This is a genomic window from Chryseobacterium sp. WG23, from assembly GCF_024586575.1.
Taxonomy (GTDB): domain Bacteria; phylum Bacteroidota; class Bacteroidia; order Flavobacteriales; family Weeksellaceae; genus Chryseobacterium.
On the sequence record NZ_JALCZE010000001.1, the window covers coordinates 431,506 to 451,994 of the forward strand.

Here is a 20,489-nt window from a genome sequence, read left to right on the forward strand (position 1 = left end):
TAACAAATACAAAAATTCAAATTATGATTTATCATCTGTTTTTTATGCCCCCATTTGCAATTTATGGAGACTAAACTTATTACCTAAAAGGTCCATAATAAAAAATTGCACTTTCATGACAAAAGCGCAATTTTTTATTTTTATGATTAATTGAATTAATGCTTTATTGAAGACAGATCTTCCGGATTGTGCTTATGTCTAAACAGAATGGCAAAGAACACAGCAAGAACCAGGGAATAAATAGCAAAAGAAAGCCATATCTGCTGCCAGTCTTTCACCATGACCACTGAAGAAAGAGTTCCATCAGCATTCACTACCGCATTAAAACTTGTTTTTAAAATCTCTAAGAAAGTAGGATTATCTGCTGTTGTATCTAAGTACGCAGAAAGATCTGTAGCAGTGGTAAACTTATGGGTAAAGAACTTATCTATAGCCCATCCTGCAATATAGCTTCCAAAAACAGCTCCAAAACCATTGGTCATCATCATAAATAATCCCTGAGCTGAAGATCGGATATTCTTATCTGTAGTAGTCTCCACAAAAAGAGATCCTGAAATATTAAAGAAGTCAAAAGCCATCCCGTATACAATACAGGAAAGAATGATTAACGATAATCCATAACCATCCGGAACACCGTATGCAAAGAATCCAAATCTTAATACCCATGCCAGCATAGACATCAACATTACTTTCTTAATTCCAAATTTTTTCAGAAAGAAAGGTATTGCCAAAATAAACAGGGTTTCTGAAACCTGGGAAATAGACATAATAATGGTAGACCTTTGTACTACAAATGAATCTGCATATTTTGGAAAGTGGGCAAATTCACTTAAAAAGACGTCCCCATATGCATTGGTCAGCTGAAGCGCTGCTCCCAAAAGCATTGAAAATAAAAAGAACAATGCCATTTTATAGTTTCCAAACAGCTTAAATGCATTAAGCCCTAATTGCTCAGATAACGGAGCTGTTTTGTCTATTAATTTTTGTGGGGGACATTTTGGTAACGTAAGGGCATAGATTCCTAAGACGATTGCTATTGCTCCCCCGATATAAAACTGTCCTTCGGTTGCTTTATTCCCGGTAAGGTTTGTAATCCACATAGCCACAATAAAACCAATAGTTCCCCATACACGGATTGGTGGAAAATCTTTTACTACATCCAAATTATTGTTTTTAAGGATAGTGTAGGAAATAGAGTTGGCAAGGGCAATGGTAGGCATATAAAAACACATTGCCACGAGCATCACCGAAAAGAAAGAATTAGGGTCAGCAGAATGTGGCAAAATGAAAAGAATAGCCCCGTAAAGGATATGCAAAACTGAGAAAATACGCTCGGCGTTTACCCAACGGTCAGCAATAATCCCAGTAATGGTAGGCATAAATATGGAAGCAATTCCCATTGTTCCGAAGACAGCTCCAAACTGTGTTCCTTCCCAATGTTTTGTGCCAAACCAGAAGTTAGCCATCGTAATCAGCCATGCTCCCCAGACAAAAAACTGGAGAAAGCTGAGGATGGTCAGTCGTAATTTTAAATTCATAGTTTATATAAAGTATCTCTTTTAATCAATTTTCTTTTTCCTCCTCTTAATTTCTTCCTGAATTTCAAGAGCAGTATCATAATCTTCTTCTCTAACGGCATCCTCCAATAATTTCTGAAGCTCCTCCATAGAAAGAGATGTTAAATTGTCTTCATTCTGCACAGTTTCTGAAAAGCCCTGCTCTTCTTTTGCTACATCTTCCAGTTCCAGTAAAATTCCGGCTTCATTTAAGACCTGTTGGGTCGTAAAAATAGGCGCATCAAATCTTACTGCCATTGCAACAGCATCAGAAGTTCTGGCATCGAGGATTAATTCTTCCTCGGTAGTTTTACTTTTAAAGTTGATGTTTGAAAAGAAAACACCGTCTACAATTTGATAAATAATAACAGAAACCAATTCATAATTGGCAGAAACTATAAATTTTGTGAATAAGTCATGGGTGAGAGGACGTGGCGGATGAATATCTTTCTCCAGTCCTAAAGAAATGGACTGGGCTTCGAAATTTCCTATAACAACAGGTAATTTTATGTGTGTTTCTTCATGCTCCAATAACAATGCGTAAGCCCCCGATTGGGTCTGACTATACGATATTCCGCGAATAATTAGCTGCTTATAATCCATAGCTACAAATATAGATTAATTTTTTATTGTGATTTTACTTTTTCACACAAAAATAAAAGCCCGGAAGCCGAGCTTTTATTGTATTGTGTATGACAATCAATGGTCAATAGTCAGGTTTACTTTGCAAGTGAATTATTAACATTAACAAGCAGAGCTCACTGGTTTATTTTCCATTCATTTTTATCCTTTTATTGCTTTGATTTTCTCTGTTAATGCAGGGATAATCTGGAAAGCGTCTCCTACTACTCCATAGTCTGCAGACTTGAAGAAAGGTGCTTCAGCATCACTGTTGATGACAACAATAGTTTTTGAAGAGTTTACTCCCGCCAGGTGCTGGATAGCTCCCGAAATCCCTACAGCAATGTAAAGATTAGGTGCAATAGCTTTACCTGTTTGTCCTACGTGCTCTGTGTGAGGTCTCCATCCGATATCAGAAACAGGCTTAGAACATGCTGTAGCAGCTCCTAAAACATTAGCCAGTTCTTCAATCATCCCCCAGTTCTCAGGTCCTTTCATACCTCTTCCCGCAGAAACTACAACTTCTGCTTCTTTAAGGTCTAATTTTCCTGAACTCTGCTCGTGAGAGATCACTTTAGTATCTTCATTAGCTACTGAAAGGTTCTTCACTTCTTCTGAACCGGATACTGCATTTTCTTTTACTCCGAAAGCGTTTTGGGAAACAGTAACAATAACTCCGTTTCCTTCAGCCTTTGCATGCATAAATCCTTTTCCTGAGAATGCTTTTCTTTTTACCTGGAAAGGTGAAAGGCTTTCAGGGGCTTCCAAAGCGTTAGTAAGTAAAGAATAGTTCTTCATTACTGCAAGCATTGGAGCAATTGAAGAAGCATCGGTAGTATGAGGGAAAACGATAATGTTTCCGTCTAATACTTCACTTACAGCCTGAGCATATGCTTTTGCTGAAAAGCTCTTAAGACCTTCGTCTTTGATATTGATTACATTAGATGCTCCATATTTGTATAATAAATCTGAAGAATCGGTAGGGTTCACGGTGATTGCTGTCACTGTATCGCCAGCTTTATCAGCAACAGCTTTAGCATAAGAAACTGCTTCAAAAGCTGCTTTTTTGTAAACTCCGTTTATATTTTCTGCGTATACGAATACTGCCATTTTTAAAATAATTTAAAGATTAAAAAATTAAAGGATTAAAAGATTGGATTCAGAGATAAGATTGGGTATCTTCTGCTTCTGATTTCCATATCCCAATTTTTAGATTACCTTAGCTTCTTCGTGAAGTAATCTTACCAATTCATCTAAATTGTCCGGAGAAACCATTTTTACAGCAGCTCTTGGAGGAACGCTATCATAAGATACTCCCTGAACTTTCACTTCAGAAGAAGTAGGTTCTACTACCTGTAAAGGTTTTGTTCTTGCAGACATGATTCCTCTCATATTTGGAATAATAAGGTCTTTTTCATCTACTAATCCTTTCTGACCTGCAATAATTGCCGGTAGTTTTACAGAAATAGTTTCTTTTCCACCTTCAATTTCTCTTATAGCAGTTGCTTCGCTTCCATTAACGTCTAATCCTACTGACGCGTTAACGAAAGGCTGGTTGAGCAATTGAGCAACCATTCCCGGAACTGAACCACCGTTATAGTCGATAGATTCTTTCCCGCAAAGGATAAGGTCATATCCTCCGTTTTGAGCTACAGCAGCGATTTCTTTCGCTGTAGAATAGCTGTCTTTAGGATCAAGGTTTACTCTTACAGCATCATTTGCACCAATCGCCAGAGCTTTTCTGATTACCGGTTCTGTAGCAGCGTCTCCTACGTTAATTACAGTTACAGTAGCTCCTTGAGATTCCTGAAGCTTAACCGCTTTTGTTAACGCAAATTCATCTAAAGGGTTAATTACCCACTGAATTCCGTTTTTGTCGAAAGCAGATTTATCTGCTGTAAAGTTAATCTTCGAAGTAGTATCCGGAACACTACTAATACAAACTAATATTTTCATGTGTACTATTTTATTTTTTCCCTTTTATGCACAAAACCAACAACGGTTTATGCAGAGATTTTGTTTGAATTAATTTTTGCTAATATAAATAAAAAATATATTATGCATGCATAATACTTACTAAATTATTATTCAATACATTAGAAGTATTTACTTTCCTGGTTTTGTTGCTCTAAACTCTATTTTACTAGGCAAAACCCTAGGATTCATCTTTAAAATATCCAATATAAGATTTCCCATATCTTCCGGCTGAATCTTCCAGCTGTCTTTTTCTGATGGTGTATTTCCGTTAAAATGAGTGGCCACTGATCCGGGCATAATGACGGTAGATTTAATATTATATTTTCTTAAATCAATCATTGCTGCCTGGGTAAATCCTACGACTCCAAATTTTGAAGCATTATAGCCTGTTCCATTCTCAAAAAAGTTAGCTCCCGCTAAACTTGAAATGGTAATATAATAACCTTCTGTCTTTTTAAGTTCTTCAACAGAAGCTTTTAGGGTATAGAAAACACCGGTGAGATTGGTTTCTATCATATCATTCCATTCTTGAGCAGTCAGCTCGTCTACAGGCTTAAAAATACCTAATCCGGCATTGGCAATAACAAAGTCCAGTCTTCCGAATTTTTCCAAAGTATATTGTATAGCTTCCTGTTCGCTTTCAAGGCTCCTTACATCAGAAACAATCCCTAACACATTTTCAGAATACTGCTTAAGCTCTTCTTCAGCTTTCAGAACATCATCTCTTTTTCTTCCTGAAAATGCCACCGAGATACCATTTTCCAGCAATATTTTCGCAATCCCAAAGCCTATTCCTTTAGTTCCTCCTGTTATATAAGCTGTTTTATTTTCTGACATAGCATAAAAAATTTAATGCTCTAAAATAACAAAAACGCTCCAATTGGAGCGTTCACTGATACTAAGATTTATCAGGTATTATTTTTTTATAAATTTCTCTGTCGTTTTGCCCTCTTTCGTTTCAATATTAATGATATAGCTTCCTGCATTCAGGTTTCTTACATTTACTTTATCTCCGTCTAGATCTGCAACTACTTTTCTTCCGCTGATATCATAAACTTCCACTTTGTTTACTTTTTCTTTAGATTTAATCGTAAGAACATCGGATACAGGATTAGGATATAGAGAGGTCTCAACCTTAGATATCTTATTTTCAGCAGTGCCTAGTGTTCCTGTTTGCGTAATTTTAATATTGTCTACTATCAAAAGGTTTTGATCATTAGTATTAAAATGTCTAACATAGAGTTTTACACTCTGGCCAGCCAGATTACTAGGAATCGTTGCCGTTTTAGCTATTGCTGTTCTACCCGCTGTTACAGTTCCTTCAATCAAAGGAGTTTCAGTACCTGTAAATGCTGTAGCACTACTTGGCAACACATAAGCTGCGTAATGTTCTGCAAAAGCCTGAGAATCAGAAGATCCTACTAGAAAACTCAATGATAAAGTCCCAGTTGCAGGAAGTGTTATTGCTGGTGAAATTAATAAATTATCAGGAGTCAATGCTCCCACAGGTGCTGGTAACCACGATGCTGAACCTGCAACATTCCCAGAAAATCCCCAACCATCAGAAGTTGCACTTCCTGTATAAAGTCCCCAGTTCCTTGTATCCCCGTCTCTATCAATTACGGTCCATCCAGCAGCGGTATCAAACGTTTCTTGAAACACGACTGTCTGTGCATTTAATAAAGTTAAACCTAGAAATGCACTCAATAGTAAAATTTTTCTCATCATAATTTTTATTTTACAACAAGTTTAAGTACACCTATATTCTATTCCAAATTTAAAATGAGAAAGTTTATAAAACAATCAATAAAAAACCAAAAATCATATCACTTACTTATTAAATTCCATAAAAAAGAATAAATTAATTAATAAATTCACTTATACCCTTTGAATAATTTGGTTTAATAAAAGAGTACTTTATACTTTTCATAATTGATTTTCAACAAAAAAACGCCCCAATTGGAGCGTTTACTGATAAGAAGGTTTATCAAATATTATTTTTTAATAAACTTCTGACTGGTTTTTCCTTCTTTTGTTTCTATGCTAAGAATATAATTTCCTGACGGCAAATTCTTTATATCAATCTTATTGCCGTCTAGCTTTACATTGATTACTTTTCCTGATATATCTAAAACAGAAACATTTTTAATATCCGAAGAAGTGATAATATTTAGAATATCCGAGGCAGGATTCGGGAATAACTTCACTTTTGTGATAAGCTCTTTCTTACCATCTGTTTTATCGGATTGTATATTCCTTAAATTCAGACGCATATTATCTTTTAGGTTTTGATTTTTTGCCTCAACCTCACCTCCCGAGCATCTGCAATCTTCTATTCCCGCTACATATTGAGCTCCGTTCTCTATATAAGTATTAGGAAGAAGATTAATACTATTCCCGGCCTTCATAGTAATATTCTGAGTTGAATTCACTTTATAATTGAGCTGTGTAGTAATGGTATTACTTGCATGATAGGTATAAGGTATATTATGCACCTCTGCAGTAGTTAAATCATATGACGTAACACAAGTACCCGTTCTTTTTGAAAGTGTAGGAAGTAATTGAGGAAAGCTGTTGGAAGCTCCCACATAAATCATACCACTAGGATAATTCAGGACATTAAGATTAATTGAGCTTTGCCCATAAACATCGGGATTTACTATTTGGCTCAGGCTGCGTCCTGCATTATAGCCAACCATATGAAAATAAATATCTCCTTTTGAGTTCCTTTGGATAGTACTGGGATAACCTAAACCATTTGTTCCCCACATTCCGTTATAAATTGGCGTGTATAACACATTGGAATTCGTAGAATTGAGCAGGTCTACAGCATAGAAGGTAGTAGTATTCCCAACTCCATAATAACCACTCACGTACAGTATATTAGCATATTGATTGAATTCGGCATTAAAAGCATCTATTCCGGCAATAGACAAATTGTAATCTGTAGTTAACAATCCTGAAAAATTATCAAAAGAGCGCACCATTCCTTCGTTTTCTTTTGTACCGGGATTGGAATTGTTTATACATATAAAGTGTGAATAATTACATGAAGTCTTTATCTCAGGAGAGGCCTTCATAGAAATTCCGTCATAACCGGTAAAAAAACCTGAAGTACCTAAATCATTCACCACAGGTGTTGTACTTAATCCTGAGCTGCTTAGGCGATAGGCGTATAATTTCTTCCCATTAGTTACTAAAACCCAATAAGAATTACCATCTGCGTGTGGAACAACTGTTACTGCTCTCGCATCATTAATTTCATTTCCCTGGCCATCTAAAACAGGAACTTTTATAAGATTTTGCACGACATCACCCAAAGGCTGCCCATTTGATCCTAAACCACCTAAAGACATATCGACTACTGAATACCGGATTATACCAGTATACATCCAGGTTGCTGCAAAAAGATAATATAAATTAGGATTTGTAGGATGCTTTACAGTAGCAAGCTGAGGCCCACTATGCTCAATAAGCCCGTTAGGCATCATCTGATGCTCCCTGTTCCAGACCTCATTCCCATCACTATAAAACAACAAATTTCCGCTACTATCGCTTACTGTCGCCGATGAATTTAAATTACTCATGGCACTGCCATTTACAAACTGAGGAGTACTCCCTGAAAAATTAATTCCTACATAATATCCAAAATACCAATTGTTATTTTCTCCTTGAGCATATGCCAAAAGTGACACTGCCAAAGACATTGATAAAAAGAGCTTTTTCATAAATAATATTTAAATAGTTGATCTATTATTTACGTGCATTCTTCTCCAACATTTCAATTCGTCTATTCTGCTCATCCATGTACTTTTGCTGCTTCTCCATTTGGTTCTGCTGTTGCAATGTATACAAGGTCAGTTCTTCTACTTTTTTAAGAAGAAGAATATTCATTTCTTTAAGTTCTATACCATTTTTGATAGCTTCTTCCGTAGTGGGCACTTCCGGCAGATGTCCTTTATGATCAATATAGGCCTGCAATTCTTTTAAAGGCATCAGTTTATAATCTTTAGCAAAGACATAATCTGCCCAGCCGTTGTTAGCTGCAATTTCAACTTTTAATTTCTCAGTTTTAATCCCATCTTTTACAAACAAGCGATAGCTATCACAGTCTACACAGGTCAAAGTATTGGTTCCCATCCCTATTTTAGAGGTAGAAGAAACAAAGAAAACCTTGCTTTCGGAAGGAACATCATTTATTGGGTTTAAACCGGAGTGAGATGGATATATATAAAGTCCATTAGCGTTAGAACCCGCTAGACTTCTAAAATTCTGTATAGTAAAATAAGAATCATGGTTCACTCCTGATGAAAAATAACCAAATTTAATAGCTCCATCTATCATTCTTAAATTTCCTTTACCTAAAGTAAATTTATCATAAGATTGAGCTGTCCCTACACTTACAGAACCTCCTCTGTAAATAGGATCCGTAGTCGTGTTATTACCTGTCCATTGTTGAGAAAATAAAGAATTGGCACACAAAAGTGCACATAAAATTGCGGTTGTTTTTTTCATGTTATTAATTTTTTTCTTTAATTATAAAAATATATAGAATATTTTTAACACGCAACTCATAAAAATAAAAAATTTCTTCATATTATATAATAAAAAATTGATATACTATGGAGTTATAATTTTCTCTATAAATGTGATAAAGCTTTAATTTCAGTGCATTCTCTACCATAAAACATGATTAAATTGTATAACAAAGGACAGTATAAGATATATCAAAAACACTCCAATTGGAGCGTTTACTGATTCAAAGATTTATCAGGTATTATTTTTTTATAAATTTCTCAGTAAAGGTTTTACCTCCTGACTGTATGCTCATAAAGTAAAGCCCTGGCGAAAGATGCTTTACATCTACTGTATTATTCTGTAATCCTATATTCATCTTTTTTCCGACAACATCGTAAACTTCCACTTTTTCTAATGTATTCACAGTGTTTATTTTTATAAAATCTGTTGCTGGATTAGGAGATAGTGATAATATACTATAATCCACTTTATTGTCATTGACCCCCAAAATGGTTTCAGAATTGATTTTAATCTGGTCAATATAAGCCGTTCCTAAAGCATTATCATGCACAAAACGCAGCTGATCTATATTCAGCGGACTTACGGCCAGCCCTGTATAAATTAAAGTATCATTGAGATAGTATCTGATATCTGAAGCCGTTCCTATAACTTTACATCTATACCAGGTGTTCGGAGACCAGGTTTCAGGAGTAGGAACAAGTTCCAAAGAGCCGGAAACCAGATTTAAAATCTTTATCACACCCGTTTTATCAAAATCAAGCCTCACCACTAATTGCTCTGCAATACTGTCAACACCCTGGAATCCAAAAACAGAGCCGTCAAGCTGAGAGATATTGATATCAAATGAAACCGAAAAATTGTTATAAGGAAGGGGTACCGGTAAATTATAAAAACCTCCTATGACAGGCTCCGATTGGGTCCCATAGGTATTTTCTCTGACAATTTTAAGGGCAGCATTTCCATGACTGGCATGATCCTGGCTGATAACCTGGTTCATAACATGGGCTGGATTTCCTCCTGTAGGAGTACTTATCCAATTATTCTGTCCATGGATATTTGTGGCTAAAAAACCTTCATTATCTTCAAAGGAAACAGACTCCTGAGCGAAAGAAAATATTGAAAGTAAGACACATGCGATTGAGTAGTATTTTTTCATAGTAAAGTTTAAGTTTCGGAATAAAAATAAAAACTTCAAAGAATTAAAAAAATACCATTAATCAACCAGAAATCCGATTATTGTCACTAATTTACAACCCCTAAAAATCATAGCAGGATAAGGTGTTTACTGCGAAAGCTGTCTACACTTTTTACAATAAATAAAAAATAGTTAACCGGAGCAAAAAACGTTTTTGTTCCGGTTTAATTGAGGATTGCCCTTCAGATCTGTATGGGGAATTTTCTAAATCTGAATCCTCTTTTTTCAAGAGCTTATTTAGATATAAAAAAATCAAGCGCTCCTGTAAAGAAGCGCTTGAGATACTGATATAATAAGTCTCTTATTTTGAATAGTTTTCAAAGAACAATGGGATACTTTCAATTCCTTTATAGAAATTAAAGAGTCCATAATGTTCATTCGGAGAGTGAATGGCGTCAGAATCCAGTCCAAAGCCCATTAATACAGACTTGGCTCCCAGAACTTTCTCGAACATCGCTGTAATAGGAATACTTCCTCCACTTCTGTAAGGCAGTACTTCTTTACCAAATGCTGTTTCCATAGCCTGTTTAGCTGCTAAAAACTCTTTGGTATCACTTTGTAATACATAAGGCATTCCTCCATGGTGAGGAGTCACCTTAACTTTTACAGTTTCCGGCGCTATTTTTTCAAAATATGTTGTGAATTTCTCCGTAATTTCTTCCGGTGTCTGATAAGGTACCAAACGCATTGAAATTTTAGCAAAAGCTTTTGAAGGAATTACTGTTTTAGCACCTTCTCCGGTATATCCTCCCCAGATTCCATTACAGTCTAATGTAGGACGAATGGAAGCTCTTTCAAGGGTTGTATACCCCTTTTCACCTTCCACTCCACTTAATCCTATTGATTTTTTAAATTCTTCCGGATTATCTTTCAGCTTGTTCATTTCAGCTCTGTCCTCATCAGATACTACTTCTACATTATCGTAGAATCCATCAATGGTAATATGACCATTTTCATCAATCAGATTAGCAATCATTCTGGAAAGCACGTGGATAGGATTAGGTACAGCACCACCGTAAAGCCCGGAGTGTAAGTCTCTGTTTGGCCCCTCCACTTCTACTTCTACATAGCTAAGCCCTCTCAATCCTGTGGTTACAGTTGGCTGTTCATTGCTGTAGATATGGGTATCTGAGATAAGGATACAGTCACACGTCAGTTTTTCCTTATTTTCATTAACGAAGTCTCCTAAGCTTACAGAACCTACTTCTTCTTCACCTTCTAAAATAAATTTAACGTTACATGGCAGAGTGTTTGTCTTCATCATAGCTTCAAAAGCTTTCAGATGCATAAAGAACTGTCCTTTATCGTCTGCAGCCCCTCTTGCGAAGATAGCTCCATCCGGGTGAAGTTCTGTTTTTTCAATATAAGGCTCGAAAGGTGGTTTTCTCCATAATTCCAACGGATCTGCCGGTTGTACATCGTAATGTCCGTAAACCAATACTGTTGGTAAATTTTTGTCTAGGATTTTTTCACCAAAAACAATAGGATATCCTTTTGTTTCACATATTTCAACGTTATCAGCTCCTGCATTTTTAAGGTGCATTGCACATACATCCGCACATTTCAATACATCATTTTTATAAGCCGGATCTGCAGAAATGGAAGGAATTCTCAGTAACTCAAATAATTCATCAACGAAACGTTGTTTGTTTTCGTTAATGTAATTTAATGTCTCTTGCATTGTAAAAATTTATTTTGTTAAAATTAAAAAAAATGCCTGTCAGAGCCAAGTAAAAGGAGATGATTTTCCCAACTAATTACTTATTGTCTGATAATTGAAGAGCCAGTCATTTATTTTAATAAAAAATGCCCTGCAGAAACAGGGCACTTGTACGTCTTATACTTATAATTAGTGTTCAGCTTTTGGAGCCTCAGCTGTTTTCGGAGCTTCAGCAGATTTTGCAGCAACGCTATCTGTTTTAGGAGCTTCAGGTTTTGCAGCAGCTTCTTCCTTGTGCCCTTCAGCAGCAGCCTCATGACCATGTCCGTGAGCTTCTCCACCTTGTGCATCATCAGAATATCTCTCTACCCCTTCTTCCAGTTTTAAAGTACCCTTATTGCCCCCAGCCTGGATTTTTTTACAGCTTACAGCTACAGTTGCAATCGCTAAACATATAACTAATTTTCTCATGCTTAAATTTTTGATTGCCCAAAATTAAGAAATCTTGCTTTTTTCGGCAACATTTTTAGAGTGATTTTAATATTATTTTCCCTTTTTTGGATTGTGTAAAAATAATATAGTGCTTTCCACCATCTTTTAAGCCATATTTCTTTTTAATTTCATCAGGCTTTAAAGGGTAGTTTTTTGAAATAATATTAAACTGCGATTTCTTTTTAACACTCTTAGATTCAACTACTTCCATTTCTAAAATCCTTCCTGGAAAATTTTCTTTTTTTTCAGCTGAAGTATAAATATGGGTATTAGGATGAAGCTTTTTAAGTCCAAATTTTTCTGAGATCAAATTAAAGATTCCTGCTTTTAAAATGGAATTATTGGGAATATAAATAAACTTTTCGGGTTCAGAATATTCTGAACGGGCATTTTCTTCTTCCCGAAACATAAAATTAAAAGGTGATTCTCCACTTTCAAGATTCACACAACAGCATATAATTTCGTTTACTTTTTTATTTGACAGAAATATGACAATTTCCTTTACGTCGTTTTTCACAGCAACAATATCAATCCTGAAAATATCCGGTACAACAGAAATAAGGTATTTCAGATCAATCAAAGGGGAAAGTTTAATGATCACCTGGTTAGAAATAGATAATAATTTCTCCTGAATTTCAAGGATATTGGGAGATAAATCCTCCAAAAGAAAAACTTTATTCTTTTGATGATCTCTTCTGGCCGGATCTAAATAAATGGTATCAAAATGCTCCTTACTCTCAATTAAGAAATCTTCCAGTTTCTGATTGACAAATTTTGCTTTTTTGCCTATAACATTCCAGTTATGCTCCACAATTTTCAGAAGCTCAGCATTTTGTTCCACTATGGTAATGTCATCAAAATTTTGAGACAAATAGTACGCGTCGATTCCAAAGCCGCTGGTAAGATCTATAAACTTTTTCCCTTTTATAATTTCCGATTTATAAAGGGCTGTTTTTTCGGATGATGACTGCTCTAAATTGAGCTGTGGCGGAAAAATAATGCCTTCTTTTAAGAGAAAAGGAAACTTTTTCTCTGCCACCTGTCTTCCTTTGATCTGCTGTACGATTTCCTGCATAGAAACCTCAGGAAATGGAGCTTTTTTTAACAGCAATGCATGTAGATCTGTATGCAGATTGGCATTAATGTACTTTTGAACTTCTTGATTTAATAATTTATTTCCCACAGATTCCACAAATTTCACAGATGATATCTAATTAATATTTCCGTTTATTTTTCGAATGATACTTTTATCAATATAATCAGTATTGAAGTTCACCAATATACCTAATTTCAATTTTGTTAGCTTTAAGTAGGCTAACAATTGCTTATGATGGACATTACTTATTTCCGGAATTGATTTTATCTCAATAATAACTTTTATTTTCTACGATTATATCTGCAATAAAGCTTGAATCAATAGAAATACCTTTAAATTCTATAGGGACAGGAACCTGGGTTTGAATATTCAAACCATTATTTCGCAAATCAAAAGCTAGCATCTTTTCATAAACTTTCTCCAATAAACCAGGTCCTAATTCATTGTATACAGAAAATATAGACTTTCTTATATAAAAGCTATTTCATTTTCATTCATTTGCTATAATTATTTTTTTTAACTCAGAATCTGTGATATCTGAGTAATCTGTGGGAACAGTTTAAAGTTTATTCAAACATTTCTGCCCAACGGACTGCCTTTATTTCTTTTTCACTGTATAGCTCCTCAATGGACTTTTTAACGTCTAATTTGGGATATAAATTAACGCCAATCAGTTTTATTTTTCCTTCTTCAACCCATTGCTGCTCTTTAACTGCATGGTCATAGATCTTCTTCTGAACCACTCCCTGTTTTAAAAGCTCCAGATAGCCTCCCGCATCCTCCATTTCAACAAAAAGATCCCAGGCTTTCTCTGCCAGTTGTCTGGTAATGTCTTCTATGTAATAACTTCCGTTGGAAGCATCTTCAAATACATTGATAATACTTTCATAGGCCAGAACGATTTGTTGTTTAAAAGAAATCTCTTCTGAATTTTCAGTGCTTTTTTCTACAAGGTAATTATTGGTAAAAACAGCATCTGCCCCACCAATCATCGCTGAAGCAAGCTCAAGCGTAGAACGGATCAGGTTATTTTCATTATCTGAAACGGCTTTATTTCTTAAAGAAGTCTCTGCAAAAATATAAGGAACTTCATCTAAGCCATATTCTTTGGAAAGTTGATTGAAAATAATTTTAAAAGCTCTCAGTTTAGCCATTTCAAAGAAGTAATTCCCTCCTACAGCCAATCTGAAAATCAGTTTCCCTACAATTTCAGGACCATAACTCTCAATAAGCTCTTTAGCCTTGGCCAAGGCAATACCAAGCTGTTGATAGATGGCTGCTCCGGCGTTCTGGTGTAGGGAGATATCAACACAGATGTTTCTTTTAAAATCTTTGGCCAACAGTTCTTTTGCCAGCTGATCATCAATAATTCCATCTTTTTCATTAAAAACATCAATCAGGGAAAAATATTGATCTTCTTCTTTTGGACTGATATGGCCGGCAAGTTCTTTATTATTAACAAAAATTGTTTTCTCTTCCAGATTTTCTACATTCCGGTCTAATAAAAATGCAAATACTTCGTCTTCCAGGCTTTCGTGGTAAGAAGCTACCAGATGGGTACTTTCTTCAACTTTTGGCAGGTTTACCAGAGGATTCTGAACTTCTGTATAAAAGGGCTTCACTTCTATCCCTTCCAGATTCTCCTTTTCTAAAACAGGGTAAATATCCTCTGTTTTAAGTTGCTTTTTTACCAGGTTTTCCCAGTTTGGAAGTATGTTATTTGACATTAGTTTTGTTTATTTGTGATGTGAACTGCCAATAGTGAACATTGCTTCGCTAGCGAATTTCAATTTAAAAATCGAAAAGCACAGCGAATTGAGTGTTGCCTTATCCTGTTCAACTTTATTATTTCTTGGCGACTTTTGTGCTATCAACAACCAAAATGAAGATCTCTTCATTCGGTTTTTTCATAAAATAATTTTCCCGTGCATATTTCTCCTTTTCCGACTTATTGTTCATCAGTTTTTTATAGAAAGCATCATTCTTTTCGTATTCTTTTTTATAATACTCCAGCTGATCTTCATATTTACTGATCTCACCATTCAGTTCGTTAATTACGAGAAATGAGGTTTTATCAAAGAAAACCATCCATACCAAAAACATACAGATTGTAATGGTATATTTATTCAGAATATACTTCTGGATCAGCTTCAATGTTTCTGATTTCGGCTGAATGTCTTTGATAAGGTTGTTTTCTTCCATTTTTTTAATGTTTTCTCAACGAGTTTTTAATAACAGTAGTTAAAAAATCAATCGCTACGGAATTCTGTTTCATATTTGGGATAATAAGATCGGCATCATTCTTAGATGGCTCGATGAATTCCTGATGCATTGGTTTCAGGGTAGTCTGATAACGGTGTAATACTTCACCAAGGTCTCTTCCCCTTTCCTGGGTATCTCTTCTGATCCTCCTGATTAATCTTTCATCAGAATCTGCATGAACAAATACCTTCAAATCAAATTCTTTCAACAATTCTTTGTTGGTAAGAACTAAAATTCCTTCTACTACCAATACGTTTTTAGGTTCTACAGTGACATGATCTCCTGTTCTGGAATGCGTTACAAAGCTATAAATGGGCTGTTCAATAGACTCATTATTTTTTAAAGCTTTAACATGTTTTATCAACAGTTCAAAATCGATGGACTTCGGATGGTCATAATTGAGAGCCTCTCTTTCTGTCAAGGTTAGATTTTGGTTATCATGATAATAATTATCCTGAGAGAGGATATTCATTCCCTCAATATCAAGCTGTTGAAGTATTTTATCAACAACTGTAGTTTTGCCGGATCCCGTACCACCGGCAATTCCTATTACAAGCATTCTTTTTTGTTTCTTTATAGTTGGTACAAATATACTGTTTTAGATAAAATGTAGCAATGTAAGAATATTGAGAAATTAAAAGATTAAAGGATAAAAAATTGAAAAATTTTCCGGGAAGCCCGTTATCCTTGCTATGTAACGTTTATTTCTGGGGTTTCATCTCCGGATTTAATAAAAAAACCGGTAAATTGATTACCGGTTTTTATTTTTATACTATTTCGCTTGTTAATTCTCTTGAAATTAATTTTTCATGCATAGGCTTCAAAACATCCATTGAGCCTGTTTTTACGGTGCATTTGCCCTTATAATGAACAAGCATTGTGCATTGCTCTGCCTGCTCCAGGGTATGCTTGCATACTTCAATAAGACTGTCTATCACATAATCAAATGTATGAATGTCATCATTATGCAGCACCAGTTTATACACATCGTCCGTATCATCCAGAACGAGAACTTCTTCTTCATATTGACGTTTTGGATTTTCATAGTCTTTTATGCTATTATAAAAATTCATTTTTAACCTATTTTTTAAACTTCTCCGATTTTATCTGCTAAATTATCTAAAGCATTGGGCTCCTGATATACCAACTCAACAAGTTCTACGCTCTTGTTATTCATTTTCAAAATTTTGAAATGGTAGTTTTCAAGGTCAAATTCCTGGTTCTCTTCGGGAATCTCTGCCAGTGCATTAAGAATAAATCCTGCTAATGAGTTATACTCGCTTTCTTCAGAAAGAGGAAGCTTTTTAGGAAGGAACTCATTGATTTCGTCTAAAGGCTGTGTAGCCTGTACCCAATAGGTATTATCTGCTATTTTATCAACAATTTTTTCTTCGTCATCTTCTTCATCCTGAATTTCCCCTACCAGCTCTTCCAAAATATCTTCAAGGGTAATAATCCCTTCTGTTCCTCCGAATTCATCGATAACAATGGCAAGGTGCTGTTTTTTCTGCTGGAAAATCTTCAACAAATCTGAAACTTTTTTACTTTCCACCACGAAAAATGCATCACGCATCAGATCCCTAAGGTCTTCATGGTCAAGATCTCCCTTTCTTTTAACAAATTCCCTGATAATTTCCTTGGTATAGAAAATTCCGATTACATTATCAATGGAGTCTATATATACAGGGATACGCGAATACCCACTATCCATGATCTTATTGATCATTTCATTAATATCTTCTTCAAAATCAATTGAAGTAATATTCTGTCTCGGAACCATGATCTGCTTGGCGGAATGATCTGTGAAATCAAAGGCGTTTTTAATGATCTCATAGTTTTCTTCTTCAATTTCTCCACTATCTGCACTTTGTTTTACCAAAAGCTGGAGTTCTTCTGTAGAGTGAATCTCCTGTTCAGAAGCAGGATGAATTTTTACGAGTCTTAAGAATGTATTCGACATAAGGTTCATCAACCAGATAAACGGTTTGAAAACCGTATAGAAAACTCTCAGTGGAACGGCTGTTGCCATTGTTGTAGCTTCTGATTTTCTGATTGCAATTGACTTGGGTATAAGCTCACCGAAAACAATATGCATAATGGTAATAAACACAAAACTGATTACCAATGCCACTGAAGTGATGGTGGCCTGGCTCATATTGATGCTGAGTGAGTGAAAAATATTTTCAATGATATGATGCAATGCGCTTTCCCCTACCCATCCTAAAGCCAGGGACGCCAATGTAATACCTAATTGTGTGGCAGAAAGATATTCATCCAGATGTTTGATGATATGTTCCGCCTGCTTTGCCATAGAATTACCTTCTGCGGCTTTTATTTGGATTTGTGAGTAACGAACTTTAACAATTGAAAATTCTGCGGCTACGAAAAAGCCATTTAGTAATACGAGAAATAAGGCCAGCAAAAGCCTGACTATGTCCGAGTCCATTTAGAAAGTGTATAAATTTAATTGACTACAAAGATATACAAAATATAAATAACAAAAAAAAGCATCGATCCTATCGATGCTTAATATTATGTTAAAATAATTCTTTATGAATTTTTCAAAGCTTCTGCTCCTGAAACGATCTCCAGGATTTCGTTTGTAATTGCAGCCTGTCTTGCTTTGTTGTAGAAGATCTTAAGATCATTTCTCAAAGCTTCGGCATTATCTGTAGCTTTGTGCATTGCTGTCATTCTCGCTCCGTGTTCTGAAGCTACTGAATCCAAGATTGCTTTAAAAATCTGAGTTTTAATAGATTTCGGAATCAAATTATCAAGAATTTCAGCTCTGTTAGGTTCAAAGATATAATCTGTTTCTACTTCTCCTTCTATACTTTCAGGCATTGAGATAGGAAGAACCTTTTCTGTAGTCACTTCCTGAGTAGCGGCATTAACGAATTTGTTGTAAATAACATAGACTTCGTCAAATTTCCCTTCTCTGAAGCTGCTCATTACTCCTTCTGTAACATTAGCAACCACATCAAAATTCAGATTATCATAAACAGAACTTGCATTAGTATATACTGAGCGGTTTCTTCTTACAGCATCATATGCTTTTTTACCTACAGGAAGAACTTCAATCTCATACTGAGAATTGTTCTGAAACTGAAGGTTAAGCTCCTTAACAATAGAAGAGTTGAAAGCTCCCGCAAGACCTCTGTTTGAAGTAACAGCGATGAAAAGTATTCTTTTAACCTCTCTTTTCTGAGCATATACAGAAATCTGGTCAGGATCAGAGCTAGAATTTACATTCTGGATAAGTTCCTGTAATTTTTCAGAATATGGTCTTAACATAACGATTGCGTCCTGTGCTTTTTTAAGTTTCGCTGCGGAAACCATCTTCATAGCACGGGTAATTTGCATCGTAGATGAAATTGACGTAATTCTGCCTCGTATTTCTTTTAAGTTTGCCATTAATTTGAGTTAGTTGTTGGTTGTCAGTTGTCGGTTGATAGTTTTAGAAAACTCTATAAACTATCAACCAACAACCATCAACTAATTTTAGTTATATTTAGAAGCTAAATCGTTAGCTGCCTGCTTAAGAACGTTTGTAATATCGTTATCAATTTTCCCAGCCTTAATTGCAGCCATTGTATCAGGGTGCTTAGATCTTAGGAATTCGATATATTCAATTTGGAATTCTTTTACTTTTCTGATAGGAACGTTTCTTAATAAGTTCTCAGTTCCAGCATAGATCATAGCCACCTGGCTATCTACCGGAAGTGGAGAGTTTACCGGCTGCTTAAGGATCTCAACGTTTCTTTCTCCTTTAGAGATAACTGCTAAAGTAGAAGCATCAAGGTCAGAACCGAATTTAGCAAACGCTTCTAATTCTTTATATTGAGCCTGGTCTAACTTCAATGTACCAGAAACTTTTTTCATTGATTTGATCTGAGCATTACCTCCTACTCTCGATACAGAGATCCCTACGTTGATTGCAGGACGAACCCCAGAGTTGAACAGATCAGACTCCAAGAAGATCTGTCCGTCTGTAATAGAGATTACATTGGTAGGAATATATGCAGAAACGTCACCCGCTTGAGTTTCAATGATTGGAAGGGCAGTTAATGAACCTCCACCTTTCACGATTGGTCTAAGAGATTCTGGCAAGTCGTTCATTTGCTTAGCGATGTTGTCATCAGCAATTACTTTTGCCGCTCTTTCCAATAGTCTTGAGTGAAGATAGAAAACGTCTCCAGGGTAAGCTTCACGGCCCGGTGGTCTTCTTAAAAGTAGAGAAAGCTCACGGTATGCAACAGCTTGTTTAGATAAATCATCATAAACGATCAATGCAGGTCTACCAGTGTCTCTGAAGAATTCACCGATAGCAGCACCTGCCATTGCAGAATATACCTGCATTGGAACCGGGTCTGATGCGTTGGCAGCAACTACTACAGTATAAGCTAAAGCTCCTTTATCAGCAAGAGTTTTAACGATTTGTGCTACTGTAGATGCTTTCTGACCGATAGCAACATATATACAATATACTGGATTACCAGCTTCAAAAAATTCTTTCTGGTTGATGATCGTATCGATTGCAACAGTAGTTTTACCCGTCTGTCTGTCACCAATGATAAGCTCTCTCTGACCTCTTCCTACAGGAATCATAGAGTCAATCGCAACGATACCTGTCTGTAAAGGCTCAGTTACCGGCTGTCTGAAGATAACTCCAGGAGCTTTTCTTTCTAATGGCATTTCGTATAATTCCCCAGAAATAGGACCTTTACCATCGATAGGGTTACCAAGAGTATCTACTACTCTACCTAACATTCCTTCTCCTACTTTGATAGAAGAGATTCTGTTTGTTCTTTTTACTGTATCACCTTCTTTTACTAATTTACTTTCACCTAGTAAAGCAACACCTACGTTGTCTTCTTCAAGGTTAAGTACAATACCTTCTACATCACTAGAAAATTTCACCAACTCTCCGTATTGTACGTTTTCTAACCCGTATACACGAGCAATACCATCACCGATGGTTAAAACTGTACCTACTTCCTCAACGTTGGATTGAGTATCGAAGTTGGCCAATTGCTGTTTTAAGATCGCAGATACTTCTGCCGGATTTATTTCTGCCATTGTATGGTTGTT

The 20,489-nt window shown here is 35.7% G+C and carries 21 protein-coding genes; all 21 read right to left on the reverse strand.

Annotated elements, in window-relative coordinates:
- Positions 1 to 155: 155 nt before the first annotated feature.
- The 21 genes from MP477_RS01975 to atpA all read right to left on the reverse strand — a co-directional run bounded on the left by MP477_RS01975 (position 156) and on the right by atpA (position 20,477).
- Positions 156 to 1,538: a nucleoside permease gene (locus MP477_RS01975; RefSeq protein WP_230035331.1), complete on the reverse strand. Its 1,383-nt coding sequence runs from the start codon at positions 1,536 to 1,538 to the stop codon at positions 156 to 158.
- 21 nt (positions 1,539 to 1,559) lie between these two features.
- Positions 1,560 to 2,159, reverse strand: a complete 600-nt coding sequence (locus tag MP477_RS01980; protein WP_230035329.1) for a bifunctional nuclease family protein — start codon at positions 2,157 to 2,159, stop codon at positions 1,560 to 1,562.
- Positions 2,160 to 2,339: 180 nt separating this feature from the next.
- Positions 2,340 to 3,287, reverse strand: coding sequence for an electron transfer flavoprotein subunit alpha/FixB family protein (locus tag MP477_RS01985; protein ID WP_230035327.1), 948 nt, complete (start codon positions 3,285 to 3,287; stop codon positions 2,340 to 2,342).
- 99 nt (positions 3,288 to 3,386) lie between these two features.
- A complete protein-coding gene (locus tag MP477_RS01990) occupies positions 3,387 to 4,133 on the reverse strand; it encodes an electron transfer flavoprotein subunit beta/FixA family protein (RefSeq protein ID WP_047494853.1) in 747 nt (248 codons plus the stop codon).
- A gap of 150 nt (positions 4,134 to 4,283) precedes the next feature.
- The gene (locus MP477_RS01995; protein ID WP_257188943.1) at positions 4,284 to 4,991 is read right to left on the reverse strand and encodes an SDR family oxidoreductase; all 708 of its coding nucleotides are present in this window, start codon (positions 4,989 to 4,991) and stop codon (positions 4,284 to 4,286) included.
- 78 nt (positions 4,992 to 5,069) lie between these two features.
- Entirely contained in the window at positions 5,070 to 5,882 is an 813-nt protein-coding gene (locus tag MP477_RS02000) for a T9SS-dependent choice-of-anchor J family protein (RefSeq protein ID WP_257188944.1), read from the reverse strand.
- Between the two features lie 266 nt (positions 5,883 to 6,148).
- Entirely contained in the window at positions 6,149 to 7,882 is a 1,734-nt protein-coding gene (locus MP477_RS02005; protein ID WP_257188945.1) for a T9SS type A sorting domain-containing protein, read from the reverse strand.
- Positions 7,883 to 7,907: 25 nt separating this feature from the next.
- Positions 7,908 to 8,669 (reverse strand): hypothetical protein, encoded by a 762-nt coding sequence (locus MP477_RS02010; protein WP_230035320.1) that lies wholly within the window; start codon positions 8,667 to 8,669, stop codon positions 7,908 to 7,910.
- Positions 8,670 to 8,931: 262 nt separating this feature from the next.
- Positions 8,932 to 9,849, reverse strand: coding sequence for a T9SS type A sorting domain-containing protein (locus tag MP477_RS02015; RefSeq protein ID WP_257188946.1), 918 nt, complete (start codon positions 9,847 to 9,849; stop codon positions 8,932 to 8,934).
- A 340-nt stretch (positions 9,850 to 10,189) separates the two neighbouring features.
- Positions 10,190 to 11,569, reverse strand: coding sequence for a dipeptidase (locus MP477_RS02020; protein WP_230035316.1), 1,380 nt, complete (start codon positions 11,567 to 11,569; stop codon positions 10,190 to 10,192).
- Positions 11,570 to 11,737: 168 nt separating this feature from the next.
- A complete protein-coding gene (locus tag MP477_RS02025; protein WP_257188947.1) occupies positions 11,738 to 12,019 on the reverse strand; it encodes a hypothetical protein in 282 nt (93 codons plus the stop codon).
- A gap of 55 nt (positions 12,020 to 12,074) precedes the next feature.
- On the reverse strand, positions 12,075 to 13,223 hold the full coding sequence (locus MP477_RS02030; protein ID WP_257188948.1) for a class I SAM-dependent methyltransferase: 1,149 nt from the start codon (positions 13,221 to 13,223) through the stop codon (positions 12,075 to 12,077).
- 27 nt (positions 13,224 to 13,250) lie between these two features.
- Complete coding sequence (locus MP477_RS22725) at positions 13,251 to 13,361, reverse strand: GxxExxY protein (protein WP_306552694.1); 111 nt, start codon at positions 13,359 to 13,361, stop codon at positions 13,251 to 13,253.
- 43 nt (positions 13,362 to 13,404) lie between these two features.
- Entirely contained in the window at positions 13,405 to 13,560 is a 156-nt protein-coding gene (locus tag MP477_RS22730) for a GxxExxY protein (protein ID WP_306552695.1), read from the reverse strand.
- Between the two features lie 142 nt (positions 13,561 to 13,702).
- Positions 13,703 to 14,863, reverse strand: a complete 1,161-nt coding sequence (locus tag MP477_RS02040) for a methylmalonyl-CoA mutase family protein (RefSeq protein WP_257188949.1) — start codon at positions 14,861 to 14,863, stop codon at positions 13,703 to 13,705.
- Positions 14,864 to 14,981: 118 nt separating this feature from the next.
- Positions 14,982 to 15,338 (reverse strand): septum formation initiator family protein, encoded by a 357-nt coding sequence (locus tag MP477_RS02045; RefSeq protein ID WP_230035303.1) that lies wholly within the window; start codon positions 15,336 to 15,338, stop codon positions 14,982 to 14,984.
- 4 nt (positions 15,339 to 15,342) lie between these two features.
- Positions 15,343 to 15,957, reverse strand: a complete 615-nt coding sequence (gene udk / locus MP477_RS02050) for a uridine kinase (protein ID WP_047494887.1) — start codon at positions 15,955 to 15,957, stop codon at positions 15,343 to 15,345.
- Between the two features lie 208 nt (positions 15,958 to 16,165).
- Positions 16,166 to 16,471 carry an ATP-dependent Clp protease adaptor ClpS gene (locus MP477_RS02055; protein WP_084083893.1) on the reverse strand — a complete coding sequence of 102 codons (306 nt, stop codon included), beginning with the start codon at positions 16,469 to 16,471 and terminating at the stop codon, positions 16,166 to 16,168.
- 14 nt (positions 16,472 to 16,485) lie between these two features.
- The gene (locus tag MP477_RS02060) at positions 16,486 to 17,844 is read right to left on the reverse strand and encodes a hemolysin family protein (protein ID WP_230035301.1); all 1,359 of its coding nucleotides are present in this window, start codon (positions 17,842 to 17,844) and stop codon (positions 16,486 to 16,488) included.
- A gap of 104 nt (positions 17,845 to 17,948) precedes the next feature.
- Positions 17,949 to 18,812, reverse strand: coding sequence for an ATP synthase F1 subunit gamma (atpG, locus tag MP477_RS02065; RefSeq protein ID WP_257188950.1), 864 nt, complete (start codon positions 18,810 to 18,812; stop codon positions 17,949 to 17,951).
- 87 nt (positions 18,813 to 18,899) lie between these two features.
- A complete protein-coding gene (atpA, locus tag MP477_RS02070) occupies positions 18,900 to 20,477 on the reverse strand; it encodes a F0F1 ATP synthase subunit alpha (RefSeq protein WP_230035297.1) in 1,578 nt (525 codons plus the stop codon).
- Positions 20,478 to 20,489 lie beyond the last annotated feature (12 nt).